This is a genomic window from Pleomorphochaeta caudata, assembly GCF_055395745.1.
Genome location: NZ_AP042458.1, coordinates 833,804 through 849,667 on the forward strand (window position 1 = coordinate 833,804; position 15,864 = coordinate 849,667).

Consider the following 15,864-nt stretch of genomic DNA (forward strand, 5'->3'; position numbering starts at 1 on the left):
AAATGGAAGAAAAAAAAGCAATAATTACAGGCGGTTCGAGAGGAATTGGCTTAGCTATAATTAAAAAATTATTAAGTGAAAATTATGAAGTTTGGTATATAAGTAGAAGTGAAATAGAAGAAGATTTGGGTGATAAAGTTCATCATTGTTCTTGTGATATTTCAAATCATCAACTTTTAGAAGATTGTTTAAAACAAATAATTAATGAAGCAAAGACTATTGATTTACTAATTAATAATGCAGGAATTACAAAAGATAACTTGATTATGAGAATGCAAAATGATGCATGGAATGATGTAATCAATGTTAATTTAACTTCTGCTTTTATTACTTCAAAAGTATTATCAAGAGTTTTCTTAAAACAAAGAAAAGGTTCAATTGTAAATATTTCTTCAGTAGTTGGTGTGGTTGGTAATGCAGGACAAGCTAATTATAGTGCATCAAAAGCAGGTTTAATTGGTTTAACAAAAACCTTAGCAAAGGAATTTGCTTCTAGAGGTGTTAGAGTAAACTGTGTTGCTCCAGGTTTCATTGAAACAAGTATGAGTGATAAATTAACTGATGATCAAAAAGCAAAGATTGTTGAAAATATTCCTTTAAGTAGAATGGGAAATGTAGATGATATTGCAAATGTTGTATCATTTTTAGCTTCATCTAATGCAAGTTATATAACTGGTCAAGTAATTTGTGTTGATGGTGGAATGGTAATTTAGGAGAAAAATATGAACAAAGTAGTAATTACAGGTATGGGGAGTATTTCTCCTTTAGCTGATAATGTAAATGATTTTTATGAAGCTATTAAAGCTGGTAAATGTGGTATTGATAAAATTACACTTTTTGATGCTAGCGAATATCCAGTAAAGATTGCTGGTGAAGTAAAAGATTTTGATGTAACAAAAAGAGTAGAAAAGAAAAAAGCTAGATCTATGGCTAGATTTACTCAATTTGCAACATATGCAGCACAAGAAGCTGTTGATATGGCTAATTTAAAACCAGAAGAAGATAATAATATTGGTGTTTATATTGGTAATGGTATTGGTGGTTTTGAAATTGCTGAAACTAATTTAGAGAAACTATTTAATAAGGGGCCAAGAGGAATTTCTCCTTTAACAATTCCTTTATTAATTGGTAATGAAGCAGCAGGTAATATTGCATTAATTCATAACCTAAAGGGACCTTGTTTTACAATACAAACTGCTTGTGCTTCAGGGACTGATGCAATTGGTTCTGCTTTCTTAGCTATTAGAAGCGGGCAAATTGACACTGCATTAGCAGGTGGATGTGAAGCAGCAATAACCCAATTATCTGTTGCAGGATTCGCAAGATTACATGCATTAAGTGCATCTCACAATGATGATCCTAAAACCGCTAGTTGTCCTTTTGATAAAAATAGAGATGGCTTTACAATTGGTGAAGGCGCAGGAATTCTAGTTTTAGAAAGTGAAGAAAGTGCAAAGAAAAGAAATGCAAAAATTTATGGTGAAATTGTAGGTTATGGTGCTTCATGTGATGCTTTCCATATTACAGCTCCAAATCCAACAGGCGAAGGGGCAGCATTAGCTATGAATAGAGCACTAAAAATGAGTGGCTTAAAAGCTGAAGATATTGATTATATTAATGCACATGGAACTAGTACTGTAGCAAATGATGTTATGGAAACAAATGCAATTAAGTTAGTATTTAAAGATTATGCTAAGGAAGTTAAAATTTCATCAACTAAATCTATGACTAGCCATTTAGTAGGTGCTGCTGGTGCTGTAGAAGCAATAGTTTGTGTAAAATCAATTATGGAAGGTTTTTATCCTCCAACTATTAATTATAATACAAAAGATGAAGAATGTGATTTAGATTATATTCCAAATGAAGGTTTTTCTGCTAATATGGATTATGCATTAAGTGAATCCTTAGGCTTTGGTGGTCATAATGGCGTATTAATCTTCGGAAAGTATAAGGGGTAAATAATGGAAATTAAAGATATTTTACTTCATAGAGATCCTTTTCTATTCGTAGATGAAATTTTAGAAGCTGATGAAAAGAAAACAATTGGAACATATACTTATAAAGAAGATGAATTCTTTTTTAAAGGGCATTTTCCAAATCATCCAGTTGTACCTGGTGTTTTACAAATTGAATTAATGGCACAAGTAGGTGGAGCTGGTTTAGGTTTTGCTAATTTATTAGAACCTGGTCAATTATTTGTTTTAGGTTCTGTTGAAAAAGCAAAGTTTAGAAAAGTTGTTAAGCCAAATGATAAATGCGTTGTTGAAGTTGAAAATTTAAGAATTTCAAAAATTGGCATAAAGCAGAAGGGTTGTGTTAAAGTTAATGGAGAAATAGTTTCAGAGGCAACATGGCTTTGTCTTTTAGTAAAAGGCTAATATTATGATAGTAAAAGAAAAAATTATTAAGAATGTATGTTTAACAGCACATCCTGCAGGTTGTAGAGAATATGTAGAAAATGAAATTTCATTTGTTAAAAGTGCAATGCAAGGCGAGAAAGGTGAACTCTATAAACCTGTAACAGAAAAATATAAAAATGTTTTAGTTTTAGGTTGTTCAACAGGTTACGGTCTTTCTTCAAGAATTGTAAATGCATTTGCAATGAAAAGTAATACAATTGGAGTATCTTATGAAAGAGCTCCTAGTGAAACAAAATGTGCTACTCCTGGTTGGTATAATAATGAAGTTTTTGACCAATTAGCGAAAGAAGAAAATTTATATTCAAAAACAATTAATGGAGATGCTTTTTCTTTTGAAATTAAAGAAGAAGTTGTAAATACTATAAAAAAAGATTTAGGAAAAATAGATTTAGTTGTTTATAGTGTTGCTTCTCCTATGAGAATAGATCCTGTAACAAAAGAAGTATATAAATCTGTATTGAAAACTACAGAAGCTGATTATGCTAACTTTAATGTTAATTTAAAAACTGAAATGGTAGAGAAAGTTAATTTAACTACAGCTACTGAAGATCAGATTAATGATACTATTAAAGTAATGGGAAGTGAAGATTGGAAGTTATGGATTGAGTATTTAGTTAAGAATGATTGTTTAAATGAAAACTGTAAAACAATAGCCTATTCTTATATTGGTCCTAAAATAACTTATCCAATATATAGAGAAGGAACTATTGGAAAAGCAAAAGAAGATCTAGAAAAAGGTGTTCCAGTAATTAATGAAATGCTTAATTCTTTAAATGGAAAAGCTTTTGTTTCTGTTAATAAAGCATTAGTAACAAGAGCAAGTGCTGTTATTCCAATTGTACCTTTATACATAGCATTATTATATGATGTTATGAAACGTAAAAATGTTCATGAAAATTGTATTGAACAAATTTACAGACTCTTCAGTGATAAATTACCTAATTCAAAAATGGATGAAGAAGGAAGAATTCGTCTCGATGATTTTGAAATGAGAGATGATATTCAAAATGAAATTGAAGAGCTTTGGAAGACTCTGAAAGAAGGTGAAAAATTAGAAATAGGGGATTTAAAAACCTTTAAAACTGATTATTCACATCTTCATGGCTTTGGCTATAAAAATATCGATTACTCCAAAGATGTAGATTTATTAAAGCCTTAATAATTATATATTAAGGTGTGTTGACGCAAGGCATAATAAATTTATATTAATGAAGGACATAGGAATAGTGTGTGTAAATATACTATTCCTATTGTTTGTTAACTAAACAAATTAATTCTTATTGAAAAATCTTACATACAGTATTATACTTTACTAAATTTTTAATACTGGGTTGGATTAGTGAAAAAAGAGTTTACAAATTTATTTGATATAGCAATTAATGAATTTAATTATATATTAGATGTTAATCTGTCCCAAAAAAAAATTGTTCAAGTGTTCTCTCATATTCCTCAAATTTATAAAACAATAACCTATGAAACGTTCATGACAACTTTTGGCAGCAATGTTCCCTTTGTAGATAAAGAGAAAGCTTTTGCGTTTATTAGACACATAAAAAACTCTATTGAAACGAAAGATTATTCAACACAGGTTGTAGAATTAAGGTTTGAAAATTATATAAATAAAACTAAATTTGATTGGTCTACTATTAAATGCATATATGAAGAGAAAGAGAATGAATTACATGTATATATTATTTCAAAAGACATTACTGTTGAAAAAGAAAATGAGATAAAAGTAATTCGAAGTTCTCAAAGAGATCCTTTATCTGGCTTAATAAACAGATTTGGCTTCTCTCTATTATCTAATCAAGCCTTATTAGAAGCAAATTCTCATAATACAAAATTGGCTTTTTTCTTTTTGGATATAGATAATTTTAAAAATGTAAATGATGCTTTTGGTCATAGAGTTGGAGATAAAGTAATATTAGAAGTATCAGATATTTTAAGAAATATATTTGGGAAATCAGATATAGTTTGTCGCTATGGTGGTGATGAATTTGTAGCAGTTTTAACTAACTTTACAGATGAATCTATTATAAATATTAAAGCAGAAGAAATTTGTAGAACAATTGAAAATATAAAATTACCATCTAAAACTGTTCCAATTTCTTGTTCAATTGGTATTTCTATTTATCCTGTAAATTCTATAGATATAATAGAATTAATTAATTTAGCAGATACTGCATTATATTATGCCAAAAGTTTAGGTAAAAATTGTTTTTATTTATTTGATGAAACAAATAATTCAATGAGATTATCTAATGATTTAAATAAAATAAAAAATAATTTATTAACTCAGAATCAACTATTAGAATTAATCCTAAACGAGACTGAAAAGGGTGTAATGATTACTGATGCTGCAACTTATGAAATAATTTACGTAAATAATGCTTTTAGAGATTTATTTAAATTTTCGTTAGATTTTAGAATCATTGGGAAAAAATGTTTTGAAGTTTTGTATGATCATAATGGACCTTGTATAAATTGTAGTTTTAAAAGACAAGTATTTGATTGTAATAGAATTGAATATAAAGGCGAAATATTTCGTCATAAAACAAGAATGATTGAATGGGATAATCAAACTGCATATATAAATTTTTTCAATGTTTTTAATTAATTATAGTCTGTAATAGAATTAAATAAAATTTTTTTTAAAAAGTATTAGTAAGATGTTTTAGCCTTATGATATAATTTAGAAAAAAGGTGGAAAGAATTTTATGGAATTAAAACAAGAAGTAAGTTTCTTGGGTGTTTTTTCTTTAGCTACTGGGTCAATGATTAGTTCAGGTATTTTTATTTTACCGGCACTAGCTTTTGCCGAAAGTGGTCCAGCGTCTTCGATTTCTTATTTATTAGCTGGTATATTAGCATTATTAGGTGTTCAATCAATTATAGAATTATCTACTGCAATGCCAAAAGCAGGAGGAGACTATTATTTTATTAATAGATCTTTAGGTCCACTTATTGGTACAGTTTCTGGCTTGTTGGGTTGGATAGCTATTTCATTAAAAAGTGCTTTTGCAGTGTATGGTATTTCAGAAGTAGTTTATATTTTTACAGGTTTTCCAGTTCTTATTACTGGTGCAATAATCACAATATTCTTTGTTGTTTTGAATATTGTTGGAGTAAAAGAAGCTACAAGACTTCAAATAGTTTTAGTATTTTTCTTATTATTATTGATGATATTTTTTGTAGTAGTCGGGTTTCCTAAAATTGATTATTCACATTTTAAACCTTTTGCTCCAAATGGATATAATAAAATTTTATATACTTCTGGATTTGTATTTGTTTCTTTTGGTGGGTTATTAAAAGTTGCTAATATTGCAGAAGAAGTTAAAGATCCTAAAAAAAATATTCCTTTAGGCATGATTGCTTCAGTTATTGTTGTAACTATCTTATATGCTTTTACTGTCTTTATTACTACTGGGGTATTAACTAGTACAGAATTTGTTGATTCAGTAACTCCTATTGCAGATGCAGCAATGAAAAGTGTTGGTAATGGAGGTTATATAGCAATTACAATAGCTGCCTCTTTAGCTTTTATTACTACAGCCAATGCAGGGTTGTTAGCTGCTAGTAGATATCCTTTATCTTTATCAAGAGATGGTCTATTGCCTGAGATTTTTTGTAAAACAAGTAAAAAAGGTGATATGCCTATTGTTTCAATAATAATAACTGGAATAATTATATTTTCTTCTTTATTGATCAGCTTAGATAGTCTAGTTAAAGCTGCATCAACTGTAATTTTAACAAGTTATGTATTAACGAATGTTTCAGTTATTGTTCTTAGAGAAGGAAATTTAGCAAATTATAAACCAAGTTACAAAAGTCCTTTGTATCCTTTTGTTCAATTATTATCAATAGTTGTTTTTACTTATTTTATCTTCGAATTGGGATCAAATTCAACAGGTTTATCTTTATTCTTTATTTTCTGTTGTTTCTTAGTATATTTCTTTTATGGAAGAAAACACTTCTCTGGAGATTATGCAATATTACATGTAATTAAGAGAATGATGGATAAAAGAATTATTGGAGATTTATTAGAAGATGAGCTTAGAGAAATTGTAATTAATAGAGATAATATTGAACAAGATGATTTTGATGAATTAGTAAAAGAAGCTACTGTTTTTGATATAGATCATAGCATTAATTTTGATTCTTTGTTGTCTATTACTGTCTCTGATATAGCCACAAGAGTTAATCTTGATGAGGCCGAAATTTATAAAAGATTTACTGAAAGACAAGCTGAGTTAAATACTGCTTTAACTCCTTTTATAGCAGTTCCTCATATTGTAACTGATGATAATTCAAAGATGTTCTTAACGCTTGTAAGATGTAAAGAAGGTATTAAATTTAGTGATGATGAAGAGAGTGTTAAAGCAGCTTTCCTTTTTGGAGGTCCTTATAAAATGAGAACTTTCCATCTAAAAATCCTTTCTTCAATTGCTGAAATTGCTAGTGAAGATAATTTCCCAGATATGTGGATGAATGCTAAAAATGAAGAAGATTTAAAGAATTTATTCATTATGAATTCAAGAAAAAGATAATTTTAAATTCAATTAATGTATATTAGGAACTAGTGATTGTACTAGTTCCTATTTTTTAATTTATAGTTGTTCAGGAATATATAAATTGGCACAAATATTTTTTTCAGAGCTCATTCCTAAAGGAATAAAAACAGGTTGAGCTTCAAAAAGGTATGCTAAAGGAGAATTAGAAGGCATCCAAATTTGTGATACATTCATTGTTTCTAATTTCTCTTTTAAAGCTCTCGCACTATTTATTCCTTCACACATTGTTTCATAGGCTATATCATCAATAATAAGCGCATAGGCTTTTTCAAAATTATCTTCAGCTACTATTGTTTTACAATTTGATTGAATGCTGTGCCAAGAGAATTTATCCCTATCTAATGAGCCTGTCTTTTCAGTTGAATTAATATATATTGTAGATATATCATATTTCTCATTTATAACTTTGTTTTTTTTATTTCCATTTAATTTAAAACCTACATTATTTGAAGAATAATAAAATCCATGTCTTTCAAAAAAGGAATTAAATTGTGGATATAAGGTCAATATTTTACCTTCATCCTGATGAGCTAGAGTTAATAAATTAGAACATAATCCTTGGCTTTTCATTTCTGGTAAGGTTGTTGCACCCACAATATAGGAAACGTCAGTGTTGTTCATCTCTCGTGAAAAAGAGAATTGTAGACAATGTAAAACAGAAAAAATTTTATCTTTTTCTTTTGCGATATAACAATGATCAATTGGCCATCGATTTTCAAAAAAATCGTTTACAAAGTTTTTTGGAGTATTAAAAGTGTTTGTCCAAATCTCTTTTAATTGAGGAATATCTTTATCTATTGCTTTTATAAATTTCATATAAGAAAAGTATATTTTTTATTTAAAAATTTCAATTAAAATATATATTAATTTAATTCATAATAAATTTTTTAATATTAATATTTTTTATTAGTTATATTTATTTGTTGACGTGAGTATTTCTTGTTATTATTATTTTTTTATGTTGGAAAAAAAAGAAAATAAGAAATCAATTGAACTTGCTACTAAGTTAGGGGAAAATGCTAGTTTAGAAAATATAGAGAATATGGAAGTAAAACTTCCAACTATGAAGCGTGGTCCTGTAAAAAAGATTTGGGGTAAAGTAGTAGATATTTATAATGGATTTATGAGTGAAGAAACTCCAAAAGGGCTAAAGATCTTATTAATTGGCTCTTTATTGTATTTAGTTCTTCCTATAGATATTGTTCCCGATTTTATACCTGTTGGCGGATTATTGGATGATGTAACGGTTTTAACTTATGTTTGGACTAAATTATCTAAAATTATGAAATTAGGTGGTAAAATTGGTAAAGTAGTTGTAAAAGAATCTCTTAACGATAAAGTCCAAGAATCTATAAAAAAAGGATATGAAAAAGCTTTTGAGTTTGCAAAAAACAAATTAGAACAACTATTAAAAAGAAAAGCAAAAAATACTGTAAAAAATTGTATAATTAATTTAGCCTTTTTTGTTATTGCTATAATCTTTTTGAGAAGCAACACTCATGAAAGCAGTTTAATATCTTCGTTAATTATTTTAGTTTTATTTATAAGAACTTTATATTCTGTTATAAGAAATATTCCAACCGTTTTTAGGCTTATAAAGATTTATTTTAAAGAGAAAAATATAGATTCTACAATTGCTGTTTATATGAAAAATACTTATGCCTTTATTGCTCCAGTAGAAGAATTTAAAAATAGAATTACAATTTTAAATGATATCCCAGATTTGCAAGAATTAGTCAAATTGCAACGAAAAGCTTTAAATAAGACTATTATTGAAGTTGCTTTAACCATAGTAATAGCTTTAATTTTAGCCTTTGTATTTAAAAGAGTTTTGATTCAATATTCTTCTTATAATTTTTTAGAATTAATAAGTTTACCATTTAGAATATTGTTTAATGTTTAACCTTCTATTTTAGAGCTTTTAATTCTTCTTTTTTTATACATCTTACAAATGAATGTTTTCCATCATTACAAACTGTTATTTGAACAGTATCAATAAATGGTTCAACTAAGTTTACTTTATCCATTGGCGTTACAACCATTAGTTGTAAATCCATAGCATTAAATAAATTCATAGCATATTTGCTATTTTCATCATCACTTTTGCTAAAGGCTTCATCTACTATTACAAATCTAAAGGATCTAGAATTGTTATCAAAATTGAATACATCAAATTGATGAGCAATAGCTGCAGCAAGTATTGTATAAGCTAACTTTGCTTTTTGACCACCAGAAATAGCTGCACTATCTTTGTAATATCTTGCTTGTTCTAAAGTCTCACAGTAATATTCTTCAACACCAAATTGATACCAATTTCTAACATCTAAAACTTTTTGAGCAAATCTTTCATTTTCTTTTAGACCTTTTACCAAATCATCAACTGCAATGATGAACTTCTCATTAGCTTTTTCTTTTTCTTCATTGGATAGAGTATTAAAATTAGGATCAGGTAAAGCATTGTTTAAAATGTTTTTAAATTTTCTAACTTCTTTGTCTCTGTTTGTTTCAATTGAAAGTCGAATTTTTGTTTCAGGAGTTTTTTGATAAATTAGGCTATTTAAGCTTTCATTTAAATCTTCAATGTTTTCTTTTATTTTTCTATTCCATTCTTTTAGGCTAGAATTTAAATCAATAATATCTTGTTGAATTTGACGAGTTCTCAATGTTGAAAATTGTTCTTTATATTTTGGTAGTGAATCAGTCTTTAATTTATCAAGCATTAATTTAAATAAATCAATCGCATCAATATCATTTGATAAATTATTTGTATCTCTAGTCCAAGAAGGATAGTCACTAATAATTGAAGCTTTTGGATTGATAAATTGATTAATTTTTGTAATTAATTCTTTTTCTGTTTTATTGTATTGAACTTCAATATCTTTGATTTCTTTGTTCAATGTTGCTTCAACTTGATCTTTATAATATTTTACTTCTTTTGTATCTATAAATTTGTTTGGGATATTATATTCTGTTTGCATTTTTGCTATTGGTTCAAAATATGTTGTTAAATCTTGATTAAATAAAATAGATTCGATTTGTTTTTTATAGCCTGATTTTGAAGTAATTGCCGATTTTAAGCCACCAATTTGTTGATTTAAGCTATCAATATTATAATCATATTCTTCGCTCTTGATTTCTAAATCTTTTAATTTTTCTCTAATATTTTCTAGATCTGATGAAGAATTTTTTAACTCAAGGAGTTGTTTATCGATATTTTCAATTTGAGCCTTATATTGTTTTGTATTAATGGATGAATAATCAGAGAATTCTGATATAAAGATTAAACTATCCATTTTCTTTTTTTCTTTACGGATTAATGAATCTTGATGTTTTATATCAGTTTCAAATGTTTTAATCTGGCTTATTAATTCTTGTTTTTTTGTATTGAGTCTAGATATTTTTTCCTTAGTATCCCAGCCAATTATGTTTATATCATATTCTTCATTTGTAATTGGTTTTATAAATTGATTATTGAAATTTAATAATCCATTTTCATTAAAAGTTTTATTAGTATTAAAAATAATTTCTTTATTTTGGGTATAAGAATATGAGAAATAATTTGATAAGTATTTTGTTAAAAAAGCTTTATGTTGGTAATCATCTTTTATTTCAAGCATGAGATTAGATAGTATAGGGAATGAATCCTCTTCAAAAATAATTTCGTCAGTATCTTCAAATATACTTAATTGATCTTTATCTTCACCATTAATTAAAGTGTTTTCTATTACATCTTCAATAATAATTAATCGCATTTCATTTTTTAATTGATTATTATCTAAATAGTCTACTACTTTTTTTGCATGTTGAGGTAAAACTAATAAAGCAGTTGCAATTGATCTTATTAATGCATTAATTGGTTTTGATTTGTCCAAAGAACTTTCTTTTACTCTAATTAATTCTCCTAAAAAATTTAATTCATCAATGTTTATTGAAGTGGCTTCACAGATTTGATCTCTAATTTTTAAATAAGAAATTGGAATATTACTTTGCTTATCTTCGATAGCTGAAAGTTGAGAAGATATATTTTCAATTTGATTATTTATAATATTTTTTTGACTTATTAATTCATTTTTATCTTCTTCTAAGCTTAAAATTTTATGGTCAATTATCTCTATTTTTGATGATGCTTCATGGATAATTTTTGTAAAAAGCGTTTCATCTTCAGGAAAATCAAACCCTATATTATCTAAGTGTTTTTGATAAAGGTCCACTTGATTTTGTAAATGAGAAATTGTATTTAATAAATCTTTGCGTCTAGTGTTAAGTTCTTCTATTCTAGAATTCCTTTGATCAGAGAAAAGAGTTTGGTGCATCTCTTTTATATTATCCTGAGCAATGATTTTTTCTTCTTTAATAGTTTTTAACTTTATCTCCTGTTCTTCTAAACTACTAGATAATTCTTTAAGTTCTTCATTTAAAATATTTAAAGAGGTTTGTGCTTCCCAAATCTTTAAATATTTTTCTTTTATAGTTTCTTTCTTTTCTTTTTTTGTATAGAAATATTGATATGAAGAATATGCTTCATTTATTTTTTCAAGCATTTCAATTTGTAATTCTTCTTTATCTATTTGATTTTTTAGAATAGTTAAATTGTTATAGTTTTTTGAAATATTATTAAAAATATCGAAAGAGTCATTTTCATCAAGGATTTTTTCCCTTATGAAGGAATTTAAATCATGAAGATCTTTCATTCCTACAGTTTGTGAGAAAATTTTAATAGCTTTATCTTTATATCTAAATCCAAATATTTTGGCAAAGTCATGACTATATCGTTTAAAAGTATCATAGGACGTAATTTCTAAGTCAGAAAAAGTTTTCTTTATATCTTGAATCCAGTTTGTAGCTGGATTATAGCCAACTTTTTTCTCGTTTAAATCGTCAATAGTTAGTTCACCTTCAATAATAAAATACTGCCTTTTTAAGGCTCCATTAGAGGAAAAGTATCTAAATTGCATTAAAGTTATGGAATTTGCAGCAGTTTTATTTGAAAATATAGCTAGAATAATATTGTGACAATTTTTATCTCTTAAAGTCTTTCTGCTAGTAGTATACTCATTAACTTCTTTGCTTGTAGAATAAGTTCCTAGAACATAACTTTCTTCGGTTCTACCATTTTTACCATCATTCCCGCTTGATAAATTATATGTTCTATCATTTGTTGGAACTAATAAAGTTAATAGTGCATCAACTAATGTAGTTTTACCAGATCCATTTCCACCTGTTAATAAAGTATTTTTTCCATATAAGTCTAAATTAACAATGTTATTATCAAAGGTTCCCCAGTTAAAAAGTTGGAATTTGGAAAGTCTATAACCAGCATTTTCAATATTGAAACCTAAATCTAAGCCTTTGTCTCTCATCTTTAATTACTCTCCCTGGTTTTCTTCCAATTTTTCTTTAAATTCTTTTAAGAATTCTGTACTAACTTTTGCTCTAATAATATTTCTAATTAAGTATTCTTTATCATTTGATATTTGAAGATTGTCATCTGTTTTATTAATTCTTTTTATTAAATTCATGTTAGAAATATATGTTAAATTTGAGGATATTAAATCTTTAAATTTAACCTTATCTGAGCTTTCTTTATAATAAGGTTCAATTAAATCAACAATTTCACTTTCTTTTAGAATTAAATTTTCACTGTTTAAATTTTCTAATTCAAATTTATCTAATTCTTCTCTTAATATTACAAGAATTAATGAGGCTTCATAAGTAAGAGGATGTCTTTTTAACAATCTATTTAAATTATCAATAACATTTCCATCTTCATCTTCTATTTGTTCTAAATAGGCATAATTAATATCATCACTGTAAAAAAGTTTTAACCCAATGATGTTAAAATATGAATTGATTTCTTTATTCCATAATTTTAATCTTTCAAAAATTTCAAGATTATCTTCTTCGAATATAGGACCTTGAAGGAGTCTTACACAAATGTCTTTCCATTGTTTTGTGTTTGACAATTTGTTATCATTCATTATTTATTACCACCTTTGGAATTGATAAGGAAATTTCTTTGTTATCGGTATAGCTTTTATATGTTATGCTCTCATATTCATTATCAATAATTTTAGCCCATTTGGATTTATAAATTACCGATAAATAGGTTAATACCTCAGCTAAGCCATAGTTTATAGGAAATTCTCTAAAAAGATTTTGTACGGTAAGTTCTTTTTTATTGTTTTGTATTTCCAAATAATATTTTTTCACATTATTTTTTATTATGGATTCATTTACATGTATATCTACAACTAATTGAGATAAATCAAAATTAGGAATTTCTGGAGTTTTATATGAAGTAATACGATTTGCTTGCTGATAATTGAAAAGCTCTAATGGTCTAGCCATATCGTTGTTTATATCAACATTCCCATCTATAGATAAGATTTCTTGTTTATATGGAATATCTATATTTTTATTTACACATAAAGTTTTTATTTCTTTTGTAATTTTTGAAATATATTTATACTCAGGACTAGTTTTTCTAGTAATAATCTTTTGTAGCTTTTCTGATAATAATCGATTTTCTTCTAAAATATTCTTGCCAGATTTATATAGAGTTTCTTCAAAGTTATTAAAAAATTCTGTATCTAATATGTGGTTTGGAGTTTTTTTATTTATTCTAGAAATTTTATTTTTTATAGATTCTTTATCTTTTCTGTTGCTTAGGTAAAGCCAAAAGGCATTAAAACTTTCTCCTTGTGGTGTTTTTTGCAATTCTTCGGTTTGTTCAAGGATTTGAGATAAAATCATTCCTCTATTTTCTGTAGTTTCTAATTGTTTTTTACACAATTCTGAGAAAACTTTATGGTTGTTATCTCTTAATTGTTTAAAGTCACTTACTAGTGATTTCGCGACTCTATCTAAGGAGTTAACTCTTTCTTTTATTTGAGTGTGAGAATATATTTCAACTTCTCCCGTTTCTTTTATTTGATTTATTTCTTTTTCAATTTCAAGCTTTCTTTTTTGTAATTCATCTATTCTAGCTTGAGGATTTTTAGTTGTCTTTTGGTCTAATTCTTTGATTCTATCTAAGATTTCAATAAATTTTGATTCTGTGCCAATAAATAAACTTTTTAAATTTTCAATTTCTTCAAAATATCTAAATAATCTATCAACGGAAGTTGAAAGATCAACCATTTCTATATTGTTGTCGTTGTAGTATCTGTAAATAAATTGATTATCCGGATTAGACCACTTTTTTGTTAAATTCAATGCTTTATCAAAATTATCTAATTCAAGATTGTATAAAGGATCATTTTCATCATAGTCATCATCAATAGTATTTTCATTATTGTTTAAATAACTAGCTAGCTTTTGAACAAAGTATTGTTGCTCTATTCCCTCTGGCTGAATAGAATCCGTTTTAAACATTTTATATAAAAATGAAATTATAAATGGAGAATTCTTTTTTGTTAATAAATTTAAACCACTATCAGTTTCTATTAGTGTTTTAATTTCTTCAATATCTGAAAACAAAGTACTCTCCCTATAGCTTATATTGAATAAATTTTACCATAAACCATATATATTATCTAGATGATTTTTTTATATATGATTCTAGACAAGCTATTTATTATTAAAATTTTTTCTTCATTTATTAATATAATATTTCTTTTAAAAAATAAAGCTAACCTAAGAGAAAATACGTCAGTTTTAACTTACTTCTACAAACTTATTACATTGTTGCTTATTATACATTATATTTAATTATTGTATAATAATTGCATATTTTAGGGGGTATATTAATATTTTTTATACTTTTTTATTATTTTTATGTTGACTTATACAAACTTCTAACATATATTATGGATGTAAGGAGCAAAAGACAATGAAGAAGAAAGTTTTATTATTAGCTTTAATTTTATTAACTACAGTTTTTTCATTAACTGCTAAGTCTGTAACAATCAGAATCGCAGCTTATGTTCCTGAGAAAATTACTTTTGAACAAACTGATAATTCTTTTGAAGTTAAAACTAATATGGATAATGTTAGATTTGATTTCTTTGATAGTGAAGGCGATGTAACAGATGCTTATGATGCCGATGTTTTATCAATAAGTGCTCTTTAGTAATTAAAATACTTTATTTGAAATTTTATCGAAGACAGACGATATATAAAAACTTGCGAACCCAATTCTGGAAGGGAAAATCAGAATTGGGTTTCTTATTTTTTTATTAATTTGTTTGGACATAATAAAGGGCAGCTTATTAAAGCTGCCACTCTCTTAATGATTTCCTATTTTTTTATATATATGTTCTAGTTAATGGAGTACATAATCTTTACGTTACTTACATAATCACCAGCAGGAAGATCTTCATCACCACTCCAGCTTAAGTTAAATTTATTTACTAATAAGTCAACGTGTTTACCAGCAGTTAGAGTTGCTACTTCTTTAGATGTATTAACACTTGGTTTAATACCTGAATCATAATCATCATCACCATTATTTAAAGTTGTTTGGAATGTAGAAGGAACTACTTCTACTAATACGCTTAAGTCGTTGTTTAAGTTACTTGTAGCTATAACAGTAAAGTCTTTAGTAGAACCGTCTTTAGTTAAAGTTAAAACACCAATTTCATAATTAGTAGTTTGATCATCAATAACATCACCGTCATAAGCTAATTCATAAGAAACAGGAGTTTCTTCAATATTTGTTTTTAATTGAACGTCTGCTGTTTTACCTGAGAAAGATACAGTTGCGAATACTGGAGCTGATACGATTAAAGCTGCTGCTAAGATAGTTAATAATTTTTTCATAATTTTGTTTTCCTTTTAATTAATTTTGTTATTTAGTTTCTTTATGGTTTTACTATATAATATCTTGTAACTTATGTCAACAATTATTATAAAAAATATTACAAAAAAATACA

13 protein-coding genes are annotated in these 15,864 nt (G+C 26.6%); 8 read left to right on the top strand and 5 right to left on the bottom strand.

The window, feature by feature from the left end; genetic code table 11:
* The first annotated feature begins 2 nt into the window (after positions 1 to 2).
* The 6 genes from fabG to ACZ5RS_RS03905 all read left to right on the top strand — a co-directional run bounded on the left by fabG (position 3) and on the right by ACZ5RS_RS03905 (position 6,967).
* A complete protein-coding gene (gene fabG / locus ACZ5RS_RS03880; protein WP_464637646.1) occupies positions 3 to 713 on the top strand; it encodes a 3-oxoacyl-[acyl-carrier-protein] reductase in 711 nt (236 codons plus the stop codon).
* Between the two features lie 9 nt (positions 714 to 722).
* Positions 723 to 1,958 (top strand): beta-ketoacyl-ACP synthase II, encoded by a 1,236-nt coding sequence (gene fabF / locus ACZ5RS_RS03885; RefSeq protein WP_464637648.1) that lies wholly within the window; start codon positions 723 to 725, stop codon positions 1,956 to 1,958.
* 3 nt (positions 1,959 to 1,961) lie between these two features.
* Positions 1,962 to 2,378, top strand: a complete 417-nt coding sequence (gene fabZ / locus ACZ5RS_RS03890; RefSeq protein ID WP_464637650.1) for a 3-hydroxyacyl-ACP dehydratase FabZ — start codon at positions 1,962 to 1,964, stop codon at positions 2,376 to 2,378.
* Positions 2,379 to 2,382: 4 nt separating this feature from the next.
* Complete coding sequence (gene fabV / locus ACZ5RS_RS03895) at positions 2,383 to 3,579, top strand: enoyl-ACP reductase FabV (RefSeq protein WP_464637652.1); 1,197 nt, start codon at positions 2,383 to 2,385, stop codon at positions 3,577 to 3,579.
* A gap of 180 nt (positions 3,580 to 3,759) precedes the next feature.
* Positions 3,760 to 5,037, top strand: a complete 1,278-nt coding sequence (locus ACZ5RS_RS03900) for a GGDEF domain-containing protein (RefSeq protein WP_464637654.1) — start codon at positions 3,760 to 3,762, stop codon at positions 5,035 to 5,037.
* 100 nt (positions 5,038 to 5,137) lie between these two features.
* Positions 5,138 to 6,967, top strand: coding sequence for an amino acid permease (locus ACZ5RS_RS03905; protein ID WP_464637656.1), 1,830 nt, complete (start codon positions 5,138 to 5,140; stop codon positions 6,965 to 6,967).
* Positions 6,968 to 7,027: 60 nt separating this feature from the next.
* On the opposite strand, the gene ACZ5RS_RS03910 is transcribed toward ACZ5RS_RS03905, so the two are convergent.
* Positions 7,028 to 7,807: a GNAT family N-acetyltransferase gene (locus ACZ5RS_RS03910; RefSeq protein ID WP_464637658.1), complete on the bottom strand. Its 780-nt coding sequence runs from the start codon at positions 7,805 to 7,807 to the stop codon at positions 7,028 to 7,030.
* Positions 7,808 to 7,949: 142 nt separating this feature from the next.
* Between ACZ5RS_RS03910 and ACZ5RS_RS03915 the strand changes: the two genes are divergently transcribed.
* A complete protein-coding gene (locus ACZ5RS_RS03915; protein ID WP_464637660.1) occupies positions 7,950 to 8,894 on the top strand; it encodes a YkvA family protein in 945 nt (314 codons plus the stop codon).
* A 4-nt stretch (positions 8,895 to 8,898) separates the two neighbouring features.
* Here ACZ5RS_RS03915 and ACZ5RS_RS03920 read toward each other — a convergent pair whose 3' ends face one another.
* Genes ACZ5RS_RS03920 through ACZ5RS_RS03930 form a run of 3 tightly spaced genes read right to left on the bottom strand, consistent with a single transcriptional unit; the run spans position 8,899 to position 14,470 of the window.
* Entirely contained in the window at positions 8,899 to 12,351 is a 3,453-nt protein-coding gene (locus tag ACZ5RS_RS03920; RefSeq protein WP_464637662.1) for an ATP-binding protein, read from the bottom strand.
* Positions 12,352 to 12,357: 6 nt separating this feature from the next.
* Positions 12,358 to 12,969 (bottom strand): DUF4194 domain-containing protein, encoded by a 612-nt coding sequence (locus ACZ5RS_RS03925; protein WP_464637664.1) that lies wholly within the window; start codon positions 12,967 to 12,969, stop codon positions 12,358 to 12,360.
* Positions 12,962 to 14,470 carry a DUF3375 family protein gene (locus tag ACZ5RS_RS03930; protein ID WP_464637666.1) on the bottom strand — a complete coding sequence of 503 codons (1,509 nt, stop codon included), beginning with the start codon at positions 14,468 to 14,470 and terminating at the stop codon, positions 12,962 to 12,964. The genes ACZ5RS_RS03925 and ACZ5RS_RS03930 overlap by 8 nt, the downstream gene beginning before the upstream one ends.
* A gap of 352 nt (positions 14,471 to 14,822) precedes the next feature.
* Between ACZ5RS_RS03930 and ACZ5RS_RS03935 the strand changes: the two genes are divergently transcribed.
* On the top strand, positions 14,823 to 15,062 hold the full coding sequence (locus ACZ5RS_RS03935) for a hypothetical protein (protein WP_464637668.1): 240 nt from the start codon (positions 14,823 to 14,825) through the stop codon (positions 15,060 to 15,062).
* Positions 15,063 to 15,250: 188 nt separating this feature from the next.
* Here the strand turns inward: ACZ5RS_RS03935 and ACZ5RS_RS03940 are convergent, their stop codons facing one another.
* The gene (locus ACZ5RS_RS03940; protein ID WP_464637670.1) at positions 15,251 to 15,751 is read right to left on the bottom strand and encodes a hypothetical protein; all 501 of its coding nucleotides are present in this window, start codon (positions 15,749 to 15,751) and stop codon (positions 15,251 to 15,253) included.
* Positions 15,752 to 15,864: the final 113 nt, after the last annotated feature.

Coding starts and splice junctions, on each gene's coding strand:
- ACZ5RS_RS03910 (WP_464637658.1), bottom strand. CDS start 7,807: ATGAAATTTATAAAAGCAATAGATAAAGATATTCCTCAATTAAAAGAG.
- fabV (WP_464637652.1), top strand. CDS start 2,383: ATGATAGTAAAAGAAAAAATTATTAAGAATGTATGTTTAACAGCACAT.
- fabZ (WP_464637650.1), top strand. CDS start 1,962: ATGGAAATTAAAGATATTTTACTTCATAGAGATCCTTTTCTATTCGTA.
- fabG (WP_464637646.1), top strand. CDS start 3: ATGGAAGAAAAAAAAGCAATAATTACAGGCGGTTCGAGAGGAATTGGC.
- fabF (WP_464637648.1), top strand. CDS start 723: ATGAACAAAGTAGTAATTACAGGTATGGGGAGTATTTCTCCTTTAGCT.
- ACZ5RS_RS03915 (WP_464637660.1), top strand. CDS start 7,950: ATGTTGGAAAAAAAAGAAAATAAGAAATCAATTGAACTTGCTACTAAG.
- ACZ5RS_RS03940 (WP_464637670.1), bottom strand. CDS start 15,751: ATGAAAAAATTATTAACTATCTTAGCAGCAGCTTTAATCGTATCAGCT.
- ACZ5RS_RS03925 (WP_464637664.1), bottom strand. CDS start 12,969: ATGAATGATAACAAATTGTCAAACACAAAACAATGGAAAGACATTTGT.
- ACZ5RS_RS03920 (WP_464637662.1), bottom strand. CDS start 12,351: ATGAGAGACAAAGGCTTAGATTTAGGTTTCAATATTGAAAATGCTGGT.
- ACZ5RS_RS03935 (WP_464637668.1), top strand. CDS start 14,823: ATGAAGAAGAAAGTTTTATTATTAGCTTTAATTTTATTAACTACAGTT.
- ACZ5RS_RS03905 (WP_464637656.1), top strand. CDS start 5,138: ATGGAATTAAAACAAGAAGTAAGTTTCTTGGGTGTTTTTTCTTTAGCT.